A 19,341-nucleotide genomic window follows, 5' to 3' on the forward strand; every position below is an offset into this window, starting at 1 on the left:
ATTGCTCCGTGTTTCATGAACAGAACATGCGTTCCATCCAGCTATCCGCTCTTAGCTATCGTTTCCGATAGTTATCCCGGTCTTACAGGCAGGTTGCCTACGTGTTACTCACCCGTCCGCCGCTAACCGTTCCCGAAGGAACAATCCGCTCGACTTGCATGTATTAGGCACGCCGCCAGCGTTCGTCCTGAGCCAGGATCAAACTCTCCATTAAAGTTGGTCACCGAAGCGACCGTTTAACGCAAGCTTGTCTTAAGCTCAAAAGTAATGCTAGCGAGAATTTGCATTCTCTATTTTAACACTCACTCGTTGTTCAGTTTTCAAAGGGCAATCATGTTCTATTTACTCGTTTGTTTCACTGCCTCGTAAGCAGCTGAATCAATATAACACATGTTGTTTACTAATTGCAAGTACTTTATTTTTATTTATTTACTTATCTTTTTCGCCGTCTCGCAACAGCAAGAATGACAATATACCACGGATAGTATATCTATTGCAAGTCCTTTTTTGTTATTCCTCACTTATGTTGTTTTATACATCTTTGAAAGCCCACTTACTCTCCATATGAAGGATAGGCTAAGCTTTGTCAGTCTCGCCCGTATTCGATAAAATCAGCTGTTTCTGTCGTTTTTAATCTAAATCAAGACTATTATATACATTTGTAGTAAAATATTACTTAGTTTTGTTTTATTTATTTCGATAAGATTGATCATATGGGAGGAACGTGGCATGGCTCGATTGGAGTATCGGTTACATCATGACCCGTTGGAAGTGATTTGTCACTATGACAGCATTCCGCTTGAAGAGTTACTCATCCGAAACGTTTCGGACTGGTTGATTCGTGGAGGAACCATTTATGAAAAGCAACGTACTGAGAAACAAGAAAACCTCCATCTGATTTATGTGACTCCGTCCGACCAAGTGACAGAGCAAATGGAGCCTTCTATTGATAACGGAGAAGCGCTTGTCGTTGAAATCAGGCAGTTCGCTGAGGAGCTGACTGATTACCCAATCCTTCACTTACAGCATTGCGACAGCTTGTTGGATGTTCTGCTCCTGCTTCAAACAGAGACAATAACGCTGAATGGGCAGAAGTGGGACAAATCGTCTTTCGAGATCGATGAGGATCGTAAGATGTTCGTTTACTACGCCCGAAGCACAAAATGAGGTGAATACGATGTCACGAAAAAAACAAGCGGACGGCCTCAAAGAAAAGGCCGTTCCGATGAACAAATCGGCTATGATGGTTTCCGTATTTATGGCTACTGCTACACTAGTAGGATGTGGGCAAACCCCGCCGCCCCCACAAACAACAACTACCACACAGCAGGTTGCTACTTCAAGTAACCCTGCTCAGCAAGCCGTGGACCCTAATGCTGCGCCATTTGGCGGAACCCAGCAAGACTATTGCAAGGACGATAACAACGATGGCAAATGCGATGATTCGGGGGACAGCTACGACAAGCAATACTCCTATTCCCATGATGGGAATACGTATTATGGGCGAAGCTCATCCGTTGCTTCAGGATTGATTGGTGGAGCACTCGCGGGTGCAGCGATTGGTGCTGCGGCCGCTGCCATTGGATCCGCTGCGTCCAACGGAAGGCAAACTCCTGCACCCGCTGCTGGAGCGAACGGCACGGTGACAAGCTCCCCTCCCGCAGCGGCAAGCAAGGATGTGAAAAGCACAACTCCTGCACCGACGAACAGTACACCAGCGCCTACAACTTCTACACGTTCAGGTTCGTTCGGCACCGCCAATTCCGGTACTCAAAGCACTCAAAGCAGCACAACAACTCCAAAGAGTACAGGCAGCTCGTCAAGCTCATCCAGCTCCTCGAGCTCCAGCAGTGTGGGCAGCTCAAGCAGCAAATCATCCAATGGCATCTCCAGTGGAGTCTCTTCGGGCTCGAAGGGCGGCATTGGCAGCTCGAGCAGTTCAAGCGGCTCCAGCAGCTAATAAACTTAGTAAAGCTTACACAAAATACCGGCATTCATCTACAGTCACAGATGATGCCGGTATTCTATATTTTTCCACTCGACTTAATCATTTATATCTGCAGGGTATACGAGCCCAATTTGCTTTCTTGCCTCGTCCATGATTTCCATAGCGATTAAGGAATTGGCATGGGAGTTCGTAGACGACTCCAAGCGCCCGTTATAGATTAACTCAATAAATTCTTTTACCTCATAAATCATCGTTTTACTATCCTGCGGTTTCGTTATGTCCTCTATGCTTCCATCTCTATAGTGAATCTCCACTTTCCCGGGATGGTTGATTTTGTCGATGACCAAGCTTCCGCTCTCCACCTGGATTTCGGAAGGCAATGAGGAATCGGTGATTTTGGAATACATAATGACTGCATCCATTTCTTCATATTTCAGCAGTATACTGCCTTCCCCATCCACACCGGATTCAAGCTTCACCCCTGTTGCTTTTATTTGATCCGGTCTCCCGAATAAAACAACCATTGGATAAATACAATAAACTCCTAAATCCATCAACGAACCATTGGAGAACACCGGATTAAATGCATTAAGCACCGTTCCTTCTTTGTACGCATCATAGCGAGAGGAATATTGGCAGTAATTTGCAAAATAACGGCGCACTTTGCCCAGCTTATATACATTTTCTTGAATCGCCCGGAAATTAGGAAGCAGCGTTGACTTCAAAGCCTCCATCAGTACGACTTTGTTGGCTTGTGCGGCCTTAATCATTTCTTGTAACTCTTTTGTATTGGAGGCTATTGGTTTCTCACACAACACGTGCTTTCCATGATTCATACAAATTATGGCATGCTTAGCGTGAAAGGAATTGGGGCTGGCGATATACACAGCGTCTAAGTCCCCGCTTCGAGCCATTGATTCTATATCTGTAAAAATATGGGAAACCCCGTATTTGGCCCCAAATTCTTCAGCTCGCTCTTCAGTTCGTGAGTAAACGGCCGTTAATGCAAAATCCTCGATTTCTTGCGCTGCTTTAATAAATTCTTCAGTAATCCGGTTCGTCCCTATTACGCCAAATCGTATCATAATAACTCCTTCTCCATCCATATTAAAGCAGAATATTTTCGATCCTCTGCTGCTTCCATCCATTTCACCGTTGAAAACTAAGGCGATACTAATTTCGTTTTTTGCGGTACAGCCCTGACTTACCTAAGCGATAATGTATGCTTAATTCTACAACCTAACAAAAAATTCCTTTTTACGACAAGTTGTTCCCGGTATTATGCTCATTCGCATCGGATCGACCATTTCTCCACCTTAATCATCTTCCTCACAACCAACCCCGAATAAAAACCTGCAAACCTGCAGTTATTTTTCTACTGAAAAATTCTGCTAAGAGGAAAAACTGCGAAAATACATCAATTTTCTCGCAATATGTTCCGGTTTCAGCCAAGAATGAGAAAAAGATGCACATTTGCATGAATTCCAAAAGACTGCCGATTAACCGGTCAAAAGGCTGTATAAATGCATGTTTTTACGGTAGGCAATGGCTACGAATCGGATAATATCTATGCGCTGCCATTTCCTCACCCAAGGTTTGTCTAGAGCTGAGCTCGGTTCTGAGCTGAAAACGAATGACTTCGTCAATCGCTGATTTGGGTTTTGGACCATTTTTAAAGCGTCATAGAATGCCCATACCGTGCTAAAAAATCCTGCTTTTCTTTGTAATCCGGCATAATACTTCCAACACGTCTCCAAAATGATCTATCATGATTCATATGAAGCAAATGACATAGTTCGTGGACGATCACATAATCGATAACTTCAATTGGTGCCATAGCCAGCCGATAGTTAAAGGTTATCTTTTTATCCGAGCTGCAGCTTCCCCATTTGGTTTTAGACTCTACTATTTCGATAGATTTCGGCTTTACTCTCAGTTGTAGTTGAAATATTTGTATACGTTCTCCTACAATCTTCTTGCAGCTTGAGAAGTAGAACTTCTTGAGATTTCTTTGAAGTTCCTCCTCATTTAACTCATCGGTCTCTATTAGCTCATGCAGAAAACACTCTTTCCCAAGATGAAGGAACTTTCCTTTGTCTTGATATTCTCTTCTTTTAGGAGATTCTAGAGCTTTTGCAATGGCAGAGGTTTTCTCCAGTATCCATTTTCCATGATGCTCCACAGCGGCTATAATTAGCTCTTTACTCGTATCATTAGGAGCTTTTACAGTTATGAGGCCAAGAGAGTCTATATGAATGGAAAGCTTCTTTCTATTTGCATATTGAACATTAAACTCTATACTTTCATTCTCAAAATGAATTTTCATAACCACCATCTTTTCTATAAAGGTTATTTCAGATTCTTATACCTTATTTCATTTTTGACAATAAATAAACTCTCATCACCCTACTTTTCTGACACAACGATATTTAATGGGGCTACGAAAATAAGAAAAGCTTCTATTCGAAGCCCTTTCGTATGAAGATACATTCGTGTCTAAGCGGTAGCTTTTCTTGCAATAACAGACTTCTTCAGCTCCGCTGAAAACTTATAAAGTCTGTTATTATAAGAAAAGCTTCTATTCGAAGCCCTTTCGATGAAGATACATTCGTGTCTATGCGGTAGCTTTTCTTGCAATATCAGACTTCTTCAGCTCCGCTGAAAACTTATAAAGTCTGTTATTATAAGAAAAGGAAACGAGCTTAGGGTCACGGATTTCTCCTTGCTTCCCTCTTCTCATTCCCCTGTTTGATCCCAGCTATGTTTGGATTCAGTGGATGTTTAGCAGTCCATATACAAATCCTTTCTTTCGACATACCTTTACTACTCTGCAAGTCACTGATTCTATCAAAATGCCCTGTGAGTATTTGTAACATTTCATCAATATATCAAATCTTCTTTTATATTTCCAAAATGGCTTCAAAGGAAATTGAATTAATCTGAGGTCGGATTTTCTGGTTGACTGCAAAAAACTAAGCTTTTACTTGCCTCTGCCAGTGCTGTTTACTTTTTCATGACTATCAATATTGATTGCTTCAGACGGACTGTCTCTATTTTTACCCTCAGGCCGGCCAATATATTTTTCTTAAAGGCACCAAAGTTCTAGTCTCCGCATCAAATTGGTCGTAATATTGGGTCACCAGTTCAACTAAAAAATCCAGATCTACTAAAGACAGTGGGTTGTTGGACCGCTCCGCTTCATATTTGGCCTCTTTGGAAAAACCGCCTGTAGAAACATATATTCCACGGTCACCCAAACGAAGCCCCCCGGTAAAGCTGCGTATCTCATTAGCGCCCATTTGGCCCGAACGATGTTTCACTTCAACCATTATTCTGGGTTCTTCGAGACCAAGCCCATCTGGTGAAGCCAAAATATCCCTTCCACGATCAGGCCCTTTGGGAGAGATGCGAGTCTTATATCCCATTCCCCTAAGAATTCCAGCAACCAATTCCTGCATCTGTTCCCAATCAAGATTAGCGATCTTGTCCTTAATGAACTCTTTTGATTTAAGAATAATATCTGCTTTAATAAGTTCCAGTTCGTCCGTTTCTTCTTCCGACTCTTCTTCCGGCGTATTGGATTGTTTTCCCATCTGACTATATACTTCTGACCGCACCTCATCAGGTATAGTAATAATCGTCAAAATCGACCCCAGAGTATTTCTTGCACTTGCTGATAGAGAATCACGTGATACGCTACCGGTCCAGGACACTTTGCGAACATTGGGTTTATCCGTAATAAATCCTGGATTATAATCATATTTCGATGTAATATTTCCGATGTAATATAGACGTTCTTCAGGATCATAGGTGATCACTTCATCATTTACTTGAAATTCGCAGACAAATCTATATATCTGCCCTGCAGTAATATTGGTTTTCCCGTCTTTGTACTCGGGATAGTTGGACTTCAACAATGTTTTAACAGCTTGGAGAGTGGTTACACTTTCCATATTTTTCAACTTGCTCCAGCCGATAGCTACGGCTTGTTTCTCTTTGAACTCATTAAATAGGTAGGCTCCCTCACCGGCCCGAACCAACCACATTTTCTTAGACATAGCGCACCTCGATTAATGGAATGAAAAGATTTTTTTTACAAAGTCTTTATTCCTAAGAGTTACCTCATAGCACTAGAATACTATTAGACGTAGATAAAATCATCGATTCACTTTGAAATACGCTCCAAAATCCGGCTCTTTACTTCTTCCAGATTATTAATTTGGAAAACAACGCTCTCAAATTCATGGTCGATTAATCGCAATACAATTACATCTTTATGATTTTCATACGAAATAAATGACCATTTGTCGGTTAACATGAAACGCCCTTCTCTTATATCAGCGATAGAGGTTCCCACCCTAAACTGAAGCAACGAGACTTTGAAGTCTTCAATTGCTACATCCTTGATTGCTGAATATGGAATTTCTAACTGACGTTTTAGCGCGGCCAGACTTGTCAATCCAGTTAAATGTAAAATCAATGTGTTTTCAGTAAATTCAATAGTTCTGGACATCTTAATTGCCCCCTCTAATAAATCGTTGTTGGAATATTTCTTCTCAATCCTTGTTCATTTTTTTATTTATCTTATCAAGCAAATGGATTACCTCTGAGAATCCTACTATCAGCAGTCCTGTTACGATACCTGAGAATATAAACGTTACAGCTAGTATTCCATTTGGAAGTCTTAGAAACCCTGCAATAAAACCGAATATAATTACGACGAAGCCTAATAAATTTATCATTTGTGCTACCATATTCTTGCCATTCGTAGGTTCTATTGCTCTGCTGTGAATTTGCAATTCATATTGATGCTCCGTTGGATTCCATTTGTAAGAACCTTCTTCTACTCGCACTTCGTGCAGGAACGGTTTCTCCCCATTTCGTATCGATTCCTCCAAGTGTCTGATTGAGGCGAGCTCACTTGTTATTTTATCGGTTAGCTCCCATTTTCCTCTGTTCCTGTTAACATAGATTTTAATTGGTATAATTTCTTAACCTCCTTTACGCTTTGTTCCACATCTTGCTGACCCCTTCATTTTTTCAAAAAATATATCCTTTACCAGCCTTCATATTCATAACTAAGAACTTCATCAATAAATACCTTATACTTACTTTTTCTGAATCCAGCCAAAAGCAGCTTTCTTTCCTTTTCAATTCTTACGTCATGCATCTCTTGTTTTCCTACTTTAAACTCATAGGTTTTAATCAAAGATAAGGAGAACATTCTAAAATCGGTTACTCTCCTTTGCTGGTCAATACTAATACTCAGGTTTCCTATGATCTGATTAAACTTAAATTCAACTATGTGTTTCTCCTTAACACCAACTTCAAAAGAAAACTTCATAATTAACCACCTCAATTATTAACCCAGAGAAACAGTTTTAAATACATCTGACTACTACTACGAAAATAACACAAATAATAAAGCGACCAGCGAAGGAAGTCCTTGTACTAAGAGTATCGATCTTTTAGCCGTTATTCCTCCGAATATAGCTGCAATTAGAACACAAACCAAAAAAAATATTTGAAGCTCGCGCGCTACCGCTGCATTAGTGTATAACAAGCTCCAAATCAATCCAGCAGCTAGAAATCCATTGTATAGGCCTTGATTAGCAGCCAGTGATTTTGATGCTTCGGCAGCTTCTTGCGTTGTTCCAAAGGTTTTTAATCCTTTAGGTGTGGTCCACAAAAACATTTCCAAGTATAGGATGTACAAATGCTCCAAAGCTACCACACTAACTAATATTTGGCTGATGATATTAAACTCCTCCTCTTTTTCATGAACAAATAACATGTACTTATTTATGTAGCTTTCATTTAATATTCCAAAGTAAAACGATATGCCCATGGTATCTCGAACATTTTTCACAGTAAAATTATACCATATCCGTCTAAAGAAGGCGTAAGCCGTCATTTTTGAATTCCCCAGCCATTATTCCGTGAAAAAAGGGTTACCCCTCAAGCAGCCGGTTCGACTACCTGAAGAATAACCCTATTTCCTCTCTCCAAATGCTTTATACGTTATTTCCTCTTTTGGGCCAGCATGTTCAGAAGTACGGTTACAGCCTCGGCTCTCGTTGTTGAGGCCGCAGGACCAAATTCGTTGCCGCCTTTGCCTTCTACTAACTTTTGTTTCTTCATTGCCGCTACTGCACCTTTGGACCACACCGGAACATCCTTATCATCCGCGAAGCCGGTTTCGATATCGGATTCAATAACCAGTCCCAATGCGTTAGCGATCATCACTGCCATCTCAGCACGTGTAATTTCTGCCTCTGGACGGAAGCTCCCGTCCTCATAGCCCTTAATAATATTTGCTTGGAACGCTTGTGAGACTGCTTTCTGCGCCCAAGTTCCAATCCTCGCTGCATCTATGAAGGACAGCGTCGCTCCATCTCCTTGCGGCTTCAATGTGTTCATCAGCATCACAGCAAATTCCGCACGTGTTACCGTATGATTCGGTTTAAATGTACCATCCGGGTAACCGTTGACGATTCCTTTGCTCACCGCTTGCTTGATGTTAGCCTCCGACCAATGCCCAGCGATATCGCTCAATTGAACCGTCGATTTCGTGTCTGTAGGTTGCCCAGTTATTGGCTGCTTCGTCACTTGGTCTACGGCAAATACTGCGAATTTCGTAAAGTGATTTACCTCTGCGGTAATCTGATTTCCATTGATCTTACTGCCTGTGACTTCAACCCATACTTTCTTCCCTTCATCATAGTAGAAGACAGCTGCCGTTTGGTTATTCTTCAAGCTTCCCGGATCGAAAGTGAAAATCAGCGTGACTGGATTGCTGAAGTTCTCAGGGAAGCTTTTCAAAATCTCAAATATCGAGCTGACCAGAACCTCTTTATTCGCAAGTAGGTTTTGAGTATCCGCCAGTTGCTCGATTGTTAATTTCAGTTCTTTGTCTGTAGCATTCGCGGGAATAGAGACTACGATTTTATTACCCAAACTAACTTCGCCTGTCTTGCCTGCGGGAAGCGTCAGCTTGCCTTCCGTTCCGGTCACTTTGGTATCGATTGGAGCGGAACCACCACTACTACTACCGCCTGATACACGGTTCACTACCACGCTATAAGTCTTAGTTGTGCCATTCTCCGCTGTCACTACAACGTGGATGGTATTACTACCTACATTCAAGTTAATCGCTCCGCTCGCTTGACCGCTTATGACCGGATTTCCGTTCACAGTCATCGTAGCTTTATTATCATATACATTTGCTGTTACGGTAAGGCTTGATATCCCATTACCCACTATTGAAGTGTAGGCTATTGTACCCGATGCAAATGCAGGACTTAGGGAACCATTCGACAGTGTCATAGAGCTTAAGTCGGCGTTGTTGCTTTGCCGTGTCACATTGATTGTATAGGTTTTCGTGGAGCCATCCGCTGCAGTTACAACCACCGGTATGGTATTCAGTCCTAAATTTAGTGGAATCGCCGCGCTCGGCTGACTGGTTGTAATAGGCGTTCCGTTTACCGTTACACTTGCCGATGCATAGGCTACCATTGGCGTAATCGTCAAGCTCGTAACGTTGTTCAATACATTTTGCGTATAGCTCGTCTTTGCCGAAGTAAAAGTTTCATTTAACATGCCCGATGACAAACTAATTCCGCTCAAATCCGAGGCACCCACTGATGCTAATAGCTTTGTGTTTCGCATAGCGGTTCTCATTGATTGAAGGAATGCTGATGTTTCATTATAAGGCGGTGTGTCCAAATTGCCCGGATAGCCGTCGTCGTTGGGTAGCCATAACAGCTCAACCGGTATATAACCACGATATGGGCTATTTCTGATGATCCCGAACAACTTATTCAAGTCCATAAGCTCAGTTGTTTCAGCACCAGCAGGTTTTTTCTTAACTTGAAAGTTATTTGAATAAGGAAGGATTAGCGAAATATCCTTATACCAGTCATACTGCGTCGCATCGACATTCATAAAATCTCTATAATATCCTGTGTCGTTTACTACTCCAACGTTGGGTCTATTAACCCATTTCACAAGCTGCAGCACTTGGTTGGCCGTCGCCAGCATATCGCCGTGGTTTTGAATGCCAATTTGTACCGTTGGGTAACTGGCTGCTGCAAAATCCGCAATTTGCTGAATGCTGGGCACGATTCGATCCCGCGTGATAGCAGCCCAGCCCGTGCGCTTAATGTCAACAGGGGGAGGTCCGGCGAACACACGGATAACAGGCGCTCCCATTTCTGAAGCAATTTGAGTCCAAAACTTAATACGCTCAATATCTACATCACGTCTTGCCTGGTTGGGATCGGCAAAATTATTCTGGATGCCCGTACCGCTTATTGCGATACCCAAGCTGCCAGCAAGCTCTTTAATTTGTTTGGCATAGGCATGAATGGCCACTTGCTGTTCGGGGGTCGGCATATCTGTATTGCTGTAACCCGGGATGTAGTAGCATGTGATGTCGACGGCATCAAAACCATTATCATGAGCCCATCTAATCGTATCAAGCGTTGTCATTGGGACAGGAGACGTGCGCCCTTGCAGCCATGAGTTTAAATTCATATTAAAGGTATACATGTTGAGGCTTAATTTGTAATCACCGTCATAATAAGGCACTGGATTATTCACACGCAGATAGTTATAATCAGCGTCAACATAGGGTTCTGCGGGTGGTATAACAGGCAGCGCATCTCCGTTGTCCGCAACAAAAGTCATCGCGCTCCAATCAATCTGATCGCTATTTTCAAGTTTGATGTATTCCTTATAAACAGCCAAGCTGGGTACATGCACAGTCATGTCTGTCACAAAATTAAACCACAACCCTTGTTTGCCATAGGGTACTGTAAGCGTGGGCGGTACGTTACCTAAATACAAATCCTTCAAATTCATACAAAAATAGAAGGCTCTTTGTTCAATAACTTGAACTTTCGGAAATCTTGCTGTCGTAAGCTTGCTCACACTAGAACCCTTAGTTTGCGCAAAAGCTTGCGAGCTTATTGTTGTAACATTCGGAAAGTTGACTTCGGTCAAGCTTTCAAATAAATTGAACGCTTTCGCCCCGATAACCGTTACGTTATCTGCTTTGACTTTCTTTAGGTATTTATTGCCTTCAAAGGCGTTTTTGGGAATGGTCCCATTTACGAAATTAGCCGTGCCGATAATATAAAGCTCCTCAAGCTTTTTAAGATTAGCAGCAATAAATGTACAATCAGCAGGATCTAAATTGCCATCATTAATGGTAAGAACTTTGATATCCCCATAATCGTTACCAGTAAAATTGGAGTTGTCAATGGCGCTCTTCAGTGCTTTAGATGTAAATGTATTTATGACAACATTTTGTTTTGCAGGTGTTCCGGAACCGGTATCCTCTGGAGCATTGTCACCATTCGACATAATGGTGATGCCATTGTCACCAATATTGCTCCAGTCTTCATCTTCTACAAAGACATTGACTGCAACCGTAGGCACATAAATGATGAGATTGTTAATGTTAACGCCGTAAAACCAGTCGCCAGGAGCTGCCGGTGGCCCAACAACATCATCAAGCCCAATGGGGAGATAGGTTTTGTTAAAGGTGATGGACTTTAGACTAATATCGCCCTTGAAAGCCCATGGCCCTAGCGTACGAGTCAAGCCAAACTCGGCTGTTTCCAATGAGGTACAACCCTCAAAGGCCGATGTTCCAATGTAGGAAGTATCAATTCCTATTTTTACTTGCTTCAGGCTTGTCAGCCCTTTAAAAGCGTTATTAGGCAGTTTGTTGCCGTTCCATGTTAGGGAGAGAGGATCAGCCGGTTTTTCAATCGTGAAGGATGTAAGATTTTTATAATTACTAAAAGACTTACCGGATGGGTTAAAGTCGGCATTGGCAAACGCCTTCTTTGCACTACCTGCTTTTATGACAACAGTCTTCAAGCTAGCAGCTTTCACTGGATCTGTGGAGTCATATCCAGCTGCTGCGAGGAGATCTAGAAGATTGCCTGTGGTGTTGAACGTGATGACAGCGTTTCCGTCTAAAACGGGAGGATCTACCACTCCGCCAGATGTATCACCGATCGCTTTAATACGGCTTGCTGCGCTGCTCCAAACAGCATCTGCCTTGTATGTAGCGACTTTGTCCGCAGGCACATAGAAGGTCAATGCCGCATTCGAGGGGAACGAATTGGGTCCGGCTGTGGCTGGTGGCGGTGTTGCGCCCAACGTAATAGAAGTTAGATTTGTGATACCCGTAAATGCATCTGAATAGGTTACGCTAGTCACGCTAGGAATGACTAATGCTGTCATGCTGCTGGCACCGCTAAATGCTTTTGTATCTATCGTCGTTACATTCTTAAGCGTAACGGATTTTAATTTTGTGTTTTTATTGCTAATAAGGTTTTTCGGAGTCGTATTCCTCGTATTGCTGTTTGAACTGCTTTGAGTTGTGGCATTATCTATTAGCTGAAGATCCTCAAGATTTACTAACTTTGAAATGATGCCAGATGTTGTATTTGCATCAGTCGCACCAACAGTTCCATTGGTGATTATTAAAGTTTTTATGTCTGCATAAGTTTTACCGATTGGGGTAATAGCGGCATCGATTTGAGCCTGTAACGTATTCACAGCAAATATACCTGTTAACGTCAATGTTCCTGTCGCTGCCACGAACGATGTTTCGTCTGCAGCCTCAACCTTAGTGCCCATAGTTAATTGAAGCGATGACAATGCTATAAGGATTACTAATATCATGCTCATCACTCTATGTATCTTTTTATACACGTTCCTTCACTCCTCGTAGACTTATTTGGGTTTTTTTGTCGCATAACCAATTAACTTGTTTTCTTGCACATTACATCAAACATTCCCACCCGATCACCTCCCAAAAAGACTAATATAAATTACTTTTGTACACCGGCTTATTCAAATGTTCTCCAAACTTTTTCTCACTAAATATTCAAGGTAAACGTTTACTTATATTTGTTGTAAATAAGAAAAGCATCTATTCGAAGCTCTTTCGATGAAGATACATTCGTGTCTTAGCGGTAGCTTTTCTTGCACTTCAACGACTCCTACAATTTCAACTAAAATTTCTCTTTATAAATTCAAAAAAATATTTAGGTAAACGTTTACATGAAAATATAAAAATTTACATCAACTCGTACAAATCATACTATCTCCCTTTATCTACATAGTAATTATCAACCCGAGCACCATGTAAACGTTTACATAAGAACATATGCTTCATGGTCAACATCATTCTTTGCAGCTATTTATGTAATTTGGACAGTCTTAATATATAAATTATAGTACCTTTCTCCATAAAGTCAATAACTTCACAGCTCTGAGGATTTAAAAAACCACCTCCTTCTTAATAGAATAGAGGCAGCATCTTCAAATTAAACTTATTACTTCAATTCAAAAAAATCCTTCGCTGTCTCGGTCGTAATATCCGCAACCTCTTCCCTCGTCTTTCCCACACACGCCGCTACGGCTTGCGCAATATGGGGTAGAAAAGCAGGCTCATTTCGTCCATCCTTCGGCTTCACGCTCAAGTCTCTTGGTGTCAGAAAAGGGGCATCCGTCTCGATCATCAATCGATTCAATGGGATTTTTCTGACCAAATCCCGCAGGTGCTTCCCTCTACGCTCGTCACAAATCCAGCCGGTGATTCCGATGTAAAAGCCCATGCTCAAATAAACCTGCAGCTCATGAGTGGAGCCTGTGAAGCAGTGCACAACCGCTTTATGGATACGACCCGCATAAGGCTTCAGCAAACCAATAAAATCAGAATGAGCCTCCCGTTCATGTAAAAAGAGAGGCATCTGCAGCTCACACGCTAGCTGAACTTGCTCTTCGAACCATTTTTTCTGTACGTCCCTTGGTGAAAAATCCCGGTTGTAGTCAAGCCCACATTCTCCAATTGCGACCACTTGGGGAAGTGAAGCGAGACGACGCAGCTTTTCTATGGTATGAGCCGTACAGTTGCGCGCATCATGCGGATGTATCCCTGCCGTTGCATACAGCTTCCCAGGGAACCGAGCAGCATACCTTGCCGCTTCTTCGCTGTTCCTCTCATGGGTCCCCGTGAGGATCAACGGTGAAACGCCTTCTTCCGCTGCGCGTGCAACAACCTTGTCACGATCCTGTTGAAAAGAGCGGTGCATCAAATTCACACCGATATCGATCATCTGTTTATTCATATCTAGTCCTAACCTCCACTACTATTGTCAAAAATACTACAGCATTCTGACGGAATTCCATCTGCAAGCCATACCTCGTTACCTGCATAATAAAAAGAAACTCCCCAGCTGACAGCCTTGACCGTATCTACCGCCAATATTACAAGCTCCCCTCTCCGTTTGCCCGCAAGGGTGGCAAAGTGAAGCCCCGCCGATAAATGCACATATTGTCGCTTCATCGGACGGATGCCTTCTTCCAAAATAACGGGCGCAGCCTTGTTGTTCGTTCCATGGTACAGCACAGTTGGCGGTTCCGCCATCGGATAACTTAGCTTATCGTGGCTGTGTCCATATCGTGCGCGGATTCGCCCGCCCGTAATTTCAAAACGCTGCTTCTCACAGTTTCTGACTATTTGTTCGATATCTTCTAAGCCGAGAGCAGACCATCTTGCTTCTTTCCGGAGGATATTGAGCAGATCTTCTATTGCACAAGAACCATCCCCCTCATCTAAGGACAGTCCGAAATCTTGAGGCGAATGCCGTAAAATTTTGCTCATCAGCTTGCTTAAACTCATTTGCTGTCTTTCGTTCAACATATCAATCACTTCCTAGCTTCCATACTTACCTGTCATTTTCATAATCACATTGCCAAAAATCCGACTCGTATTTCCGGCTCCTCTTTCAACCAGGATAACGTCTGTCCTTTATGAAGATCGGACTTCATTGTCTTTATTAGCTTCTCCACATGTGCCGTTTGCTCGTAGTGCCACTCCAACGCAGTAGATACATACAGTTCATTCAATTGGGCAAACGTGAATCCTTCTGTAAGCCTTGCGGCCGTCCCCATCGACTCTTTGTTCAAAAGCTTGCCGAGTCCTTTTTGCTCCAGATAGGTTAATCTCAGTTCTGCATCAGGCAGTTTAATCTCATATGCACGGTCAAATCTCCCCGCCCGATTCATCAAGGCCGGATCAATTTTTTCCGGGTAATTCGTCGTTCCGATCAAAAACATGCCTTCCTGGGAAGTCGCCCCGTCCAGCAGGTTCAAGAAATAAGAGCGCGCCTGCTCAGGCATGGAATCGATGTCCTCAATTACGAGGATCATGGGTGCCATGTTCGCTGCAGCCTGGAAAACCTCTTGCATCGACTCGCTGCAGGTATGCTCCGTAATTTGCCAATAGGCTACCGGTGCGTTCACGCTTCCGGCGATCGATTTGACAAGAGTGGTTTTGCCGTTTCCCGGTTTGCCGTAGAGCAAAATTCCTCTTTTGTAAGGAATCTGGTATTCATGAAAGAAGCTTCGGTCACGGGCAAAAAACTGATCAATCGAACGGTAAATCTCCTGTTTCACTTCATTCTTCATGATAACTTCTGCCCTATCTACCATTCTGGTGATGGGAGACAATTCTTTATCCATTCCATGAGGCCCATCTGTAAAGACAGTCACCTGATGACGGTCCAAATCCCTTCGACGCTGCCGGGATTGATTCAAAAATCCTTTCAAGCTGGCATCATCTATAGCAAAGACGAAATCCTCGTAGCCAATTCCGTTTTGCCGAAAAACAGGTATTCTCGCTAAAGCCACACCCCAATCGGGATAAGCAAATACATTATTCATGATCGTGGGAAATGTCTGGTAAGCTGAATCCTCGTTTGCTTCTGTAAGGCCAAACGCTCTCGATTCGATATAATCGAATATTGGAGCTACAAGCTGGACACTCCGATCACCGGATTTCACATCCTGCTTAAGCAGCTCCCAGTAGTCCTCTTTACCGTCAGCACTCACATACAGCTCAAAATGCTGAAGGTACCGTTCCTGGAGCACCTTTTGAATCCTTTCCTGCACATACGCATAATCGTTGTAAGCGGTCATGACACGGTTCTCAGTTTTTATATGGGTAACGACAGCGGTCGCATTTTGAAGAAGATCTCTATTCATCATCATTTTGCACCTTTCACCGTTGCCAGAGGCTTGCATTTAGCCACGACTTGAGCCAAGCCCGCTCCTACGACGCTTTCGATAATCTGATCCACATCCTTATAAGCCTGCGGTGATTCATCCAAAATAGATTCTAAAGATCGCTGATTCACAACAATCTCGTCATCCGTCCCTACTTTGAGCGATGTGGAAAACTCATTCAAAGTTACCAACCTCTTGGTCGCGCTGCGTGAGCGAATCCGTCCCGCTCCATGACAGATGGAATAAAAGTTGTCCCTTCCACCCGGAGAGCCTACCATGATATAGGAGGCCGTTCCCATTGAGCCCGGAATAAGTGCTGGATGTCCTGTATTCATATACGGTACCGGGTTGTCAGGATGATTAGCCGGAAGCGCTCGGGTCGAGCCTTTACGGTGAACAAAATAAGACTGCCCCTCGTGCTCCTCTTCCCATGCATAGTTATGCATAAGGTCGTACAGTGTCGTCATCTCGAATTTCGATCCGAACACATCCTTACCCGCTTCACGGACCGCATAAGCGATAAGATGCCGGTTCACAACCGCATAATTCAATGCAGAATACATCAAATTGACATATGATTCTGCAAGAGGATGCGACAGCGGAGCAAACAGCAGATTCGGATCCGCGGTACCGAGCCCTTCAGCCCGCATCATTTTCGTTATAAGGCTTCCGCAATACTGGCTGACCGAGCCTCCCCAGGATCGCGAGCCCGAGTGGATCATCACTGCCACTTGACCATCGAACAATCCCCAAGTTTCCGCTATTTCCCGTTGATCTTCAGCAATTTCGATAGACTGAACTTCAACAAAATGATTCCCGTTCCCGAGTGTTCCAAGCTGACGGTGCGCACGATGCCATACTCTCTCCGGAAACAGGTTCAACGCATCTTCATCCATAGCAAATTTGCTTCGCTCCACATGGGTAAGAGATGTCGCCTTACGTGGCGTATATCCGTCTGGAATATATTTTTTCGGCAAACCATGCAGGCCATTCTTGACCACATGCTCCAAGCGAATATCTGAGAAATGCCCCCTCGCATGGTCTTCCACCGGCAAATACTTATCTATAGCTTTGACAAGCTTGCGCCGCAGCTTTACTTCCTTCAAGTCATCCCTATGCAAATTCGTCAGGTGAACCCTCATGCCGCAGCCAATATCGCTTCCGACAATCGAGGGGGATACGTAGCCATTATCGCTGTTCCACACCGCTGTGGTTCCGATGCAGGTCCCTACACCCACATGCACATCCGGGGTATAGCTCATATATACTTGATTCGGGATTTGCAAATTGTTGTTTGCCATCTCGAACACCTTGTAATCCAACGTTTTAAACAGGGAATCCCCTGCATACACATGCACAATCCCCGAAGGGAGCTGCACCTGCTGGTAATAGTTTTCGTTCATTATTAATTATCTTTCCTCTCTTTGAAACCCAAGATTTCTTGCGTTTCCTTCATAATAGGTCATTTGTTCATCCAAAAATTTATTGCTGTTCCGTGATTGACTATCTTCCGACATGGGACTCACCCTTTCCTTAGTAGTTTTTTTGAACGCAAAAAAGCCATAGACCTACATCGTCTATGGCTTTACGAGTTAACTTAAGAAATAGATATACGAAATCCTATTTATTCGTCACAAGTCCGCTGAGACCGATGGAATGAAGCTATATGCAATTATCAGGTGATTGTTATGGATGCAAATCATATTCATCGGCCTCCTTTCCATTCATTTACAAATATCTTACTACCTAAATCCAATTGACGTCAATGAGCTGCAGCCGGAAAGTTTAATTAAAAACATTTGTTACCGAACGCACTAAAGATTTTCCAGTAAAGTCTCTCTAATCTCTTTTAACGAATGATCTCGAACTAAATGGCCATCGACAAACACAACTTCAAGCAAATCCGCAGACTTATTTTTTTCATATTCATCTACACTCAGATTATCGATATAACCTATTTCCCCTTCCTTCTCAGTAACAAGTACCAAGCCAGTTTGGGATTTTTTAAAGTGACCGCTGTCCGTTTTTGGATCCTTGAAAATTTTACGTTCTTCACCATTAATGATAGTAAACGTAGATTTTAACGCAAACCCAAATGTATCTCTCGTGTTGTATTGATAGGTATAGGAGCCGATTCCGTACACCATATTGGTCGAGGCGAAGCCTTTTGCCGCCAGCTTTTCACATATTTCCCGACAGCGGCCGATAGTAATCGCATCCCCGTATATAGCGCCGATATGACTGTCCAGTTGCTTAAATCCCTTATCGGTAATCGTACCACCAAAAACTTCCCAGAGGATTTCAATAACTCCTTTTCGTTCAAACTCATGGGCTGAATCAAGATCGCCGCAAATAATTTTAACCGGATCTCCACTATCGGGGCGAATGACGACTTTACCGTCTCTGCTGAGAATATCTTCTTTTAGCCCTCTAATAACAACGTCAAGCACACTCCACAAATCCCAAGTATCCGATACAATCGAAACAAACCCAGTTGGATACACTTCTTTTATTAAATATTTATAAGAAGCCATTTCATCCGTACCATGCGCACACATCACACTATGCTCTGTTGCAGGAATTGAGGTTCCCACCAGCTCATTTTCAATATTAGCCTGATAGTAGTCTTCAAGATAAAGAATTGCAGGGATTGTATCCGTTCCTGTAAAAGAAATCAAATGGCCTGCACCGCTCGTCTTTGCAGCTTCAAGGGAGCTCATGCCGCGCATCGAGAAATCATGTCCTTGAAAGGGAACCATCGAGGTGTCGCCATTCGTCAAAACTGCAAACTCCTCCAAAATTTTACGGTATTCAAATGCTAGAGTTGCGCTAGTTGCGGGCATCCATAGCTGGCAGGACATTAAAGTTTCCAAATAATTCGTTAGCCAAAAAAACTCAGGTTTCGTATTCTCAATCGTCAGCATAGGAACCTTGATCGGTACTAATGCGCCTTCTTTAATGGCTTTAATTTTAATCGGCAAAAATCCTAAATCATGCAGAGCTTCTATATGAGTAGCATCGGGTTCTTCGACTCCAAGGGCATATTGAATCACTCTTTTATATTCATTGGCTACTTCGGCTTTGGTTCTTGCAAAGAAATTATCATTAAAGTAGTTAATTAAATATTCCTTGATAAAGGATTGAAAACCAAAGGCTACAACTTGGTTGATATCTTCAATTCGGCTCGTACGTGCAGTCCATGTCGAATATACAAGCTCCGTACCTTTAGGATATTGATTCTTGTGGCTCACTTTATAAAAATCGCATAGAAGCGTAGCCGGATATACGAATTTTTGAGTCAT

General features: G+C 42.9%; 15 protein-coding genes and 1 rRNA gene. 2 read left to right on the forward strand and 14 right to left on the reverse strand.

The window, feature by feature from the left end; all coding sequences use genetic code 11:
- Positions 1-214, reverse strand: a 16S ribosomal RNA gene (locus NV381_RS35985); the annotation flags it as partial.
- 515 nt (positions 215-729) lie between these two features.
- Between NV381_RS35985 and NV381_RS35990 the strand changes: the two genes are divergently transcribed.
- Together NV381_RS35990 and NV381_RS35995 are read left to right on the forward strand one after the other, a co-directional pair.
- Positions 730-1,167 (forward strand): hypothetical protein, encoded by a 438-nt coding sequence (locus NV381_RS35990; RefSeq protein ID WP_258218089.1) that lies wholly within the window; start codon positions 730-732, stop codon positions 1,165-1,167.
- 10 nt (positions 1,168-1,177) lie between these two features.
- The gene (locus NV381_RS35995; RefSeq protein WP_258218090.1) at positions 1,178-1,960 is read left to right on the forward strand and encodes a hypothetical protein; all 783 of its coding nucleotides are present in this window, start codon (positions 1,178-1,180) and stop codon (positions 1,958-1,960) included.
- An 83-nt stretch (positions 1,961-2,043) separates the two neighbouring features.
- On the opposite strand, the gene NV381_RS36000 is transcribed toward NV381_RS35995, so the two are convergent.
- From NV381_RS36000 to NV381_RS36060, 13 genes are all read right to left on the reverse strand, one after another.
- Complete coding sequence (locus NV381_RS36000) at positions 2,044-3,033, reverse strand: Gfo/Idh/MocA family protein (RefSeq protein WP_258218091.1); 990 nt, start codon at positions 3,031-3,033, stop codon at positions 2,044-2,046.
- A 587-nt stretch (positions 3,034-3,620) separates the two neighbouring features.
- A complete protein-coding gene (locus NV381_RS36005; RefSeq protein ID WP_258218092.1) occupies positions 3,621-4,274 on the reverse strand; it encodes a M48 family metallopeptidase in 654 nt (217 codons plus the stop codon).
- A gap of 736 nt (positions 4,275-5,010) precedes the next feature.
- Positions 5,011-6,006, reverse strand: coding sequence for a restriction endonuclease (locus NV381_RS36010; RefSeq protein WP_258218093.1), 996 nt, complete (start codon positions 6,004-6,006; stop codon positions 5,011-5,013).
- Positions 6,007-6,113: 107 nt separating this feature from the next.
- Positions 6,114-6,461 carry a hypothetical protein gene (locus NV381_RS36015; RefSeq protein WP_258218094.1) on the reverse strand — a complete coding sequence of 116 codons (348 nt, stop codon included), beginning with the start codon at positions 6,459-6,461 and terminating at the stop codon, positions 6,114-6,116.
- 43 nt (positions 6,462-6,504) lie between these two features.
- Positions 6,505-6,747, reverse strand: a complete 243-nt coding sequence (locus NV381_RS36020) for a hypothetical protein (protein WP_258218095.1) — start codon at positions 6,745-6,747, stop codon at positions 6,505-6,507.
- A 257-nt stretch (positions 6,748-7,004) separates the two neighbouring features.
- Positions 7,005-7,292 carry a hypothetical protein gene (locus NV381_RS36025; RefSeq protein WP_258218096.1) on the reverse strand — a complete coding sequence of 96 codons (288 nt, stop codon included), beginning with the start codon at positions 7,290-7,292 and terminating at the stop codon, positions 7,005-7,007.
- A gap of 57 nt (positions 7,293-7,349) precedes the next feature.
- Positions 7,350-7,742 (reverse strand): DUF1304 domain-containing protein, encoded by a 393-nt coding sequence (locus NV381_RS36030; RefSeq protein WP_258218120.1) that lies wholly within the window; start codon positions 7,740-7,742, stop codon positions 7,350-7,352.
- Positions 7,743-7,969: 227 nt separating this feature from the next.
- Complete coding sequence (locus tag NV381_RS36035; RefSeq protein ID WP_258218097.1) at positions 7,970-12,679, reverse strand: S-layer homology domain-containing protein; 4,710 nt, start codon at positions 12,677-12,679, stop codon at positions 7,970-7,972.
- A gap of 626 nt (positions 12,680-13,305) precedes the next feature.
- On the reverse strand, positions 13,306-14,100 hold the full coding sequence (locus tag NV381_RS36040) for a TatD family hydrolase (protein WP_258218098.1): 795 nt from the start codon (positions 14,098-14,100) through the stop codon (positions 13,306-13,308).
- An 8-nt stretch (positions 14,101-14,108) separates the two neighbouring features.
- The gene (locus NV381_RS36045; RefSeq protein ID WP_258218099.1) at positions 14,109-14,675 is read right to left on the reverse strand and encodes an RNA 2'-phosphotransferase; all 567 of its coding nucleotides are present in this window, start codon (positions 14,673-14,675) and stop codon (positions 14,109-14,111) included.
- 44 nt (positions 14,676-14,719) lie between these two features.
- On the reverse strand, positions 14,720-16,024 hold the full coding sequence (locus NV381_RS36050) for an AAA family ATPase (RefSeq protein ID WP_258218100.1): 1,305 nt from the start codon (positions 16,022-16,024) through the stop codon (positions 14,720-14,722).
- Entirely contained in the window at positions 16,021-17,442 is a 1,422-nt protein-coding gene (locus NV381_RS36055; protein ID WP_258218101.1) for an RtcB family protein, read from the reverse strand. Before NV381_RS36055 ends, NV381_RS36050 begins: the two co-directional genes overlap by 4 nt.
- Positions 17,443-17,853: 411 nt before the next feature.
- Positions 17,854-19,341: a nicotinate phosphoribosyltransferase gene (locus NV381_RS36060; RefSeq protein ID WP_258218102.1), complete on the reverse strand. Its 1,488-nt coding sequence runs from the start codon at positions 19,339-19,341 to the stop codon at positions 17,854-17,856.

This window comes from Paenibacillus radicis (ex Xue et al. 2023) (genome assembly GCF_024722015.1).
Lineage (GTDB): Bacteria > Bacillota > Bacilli > Paenibacillales > NBRC-103111 > Paenibacillus_S.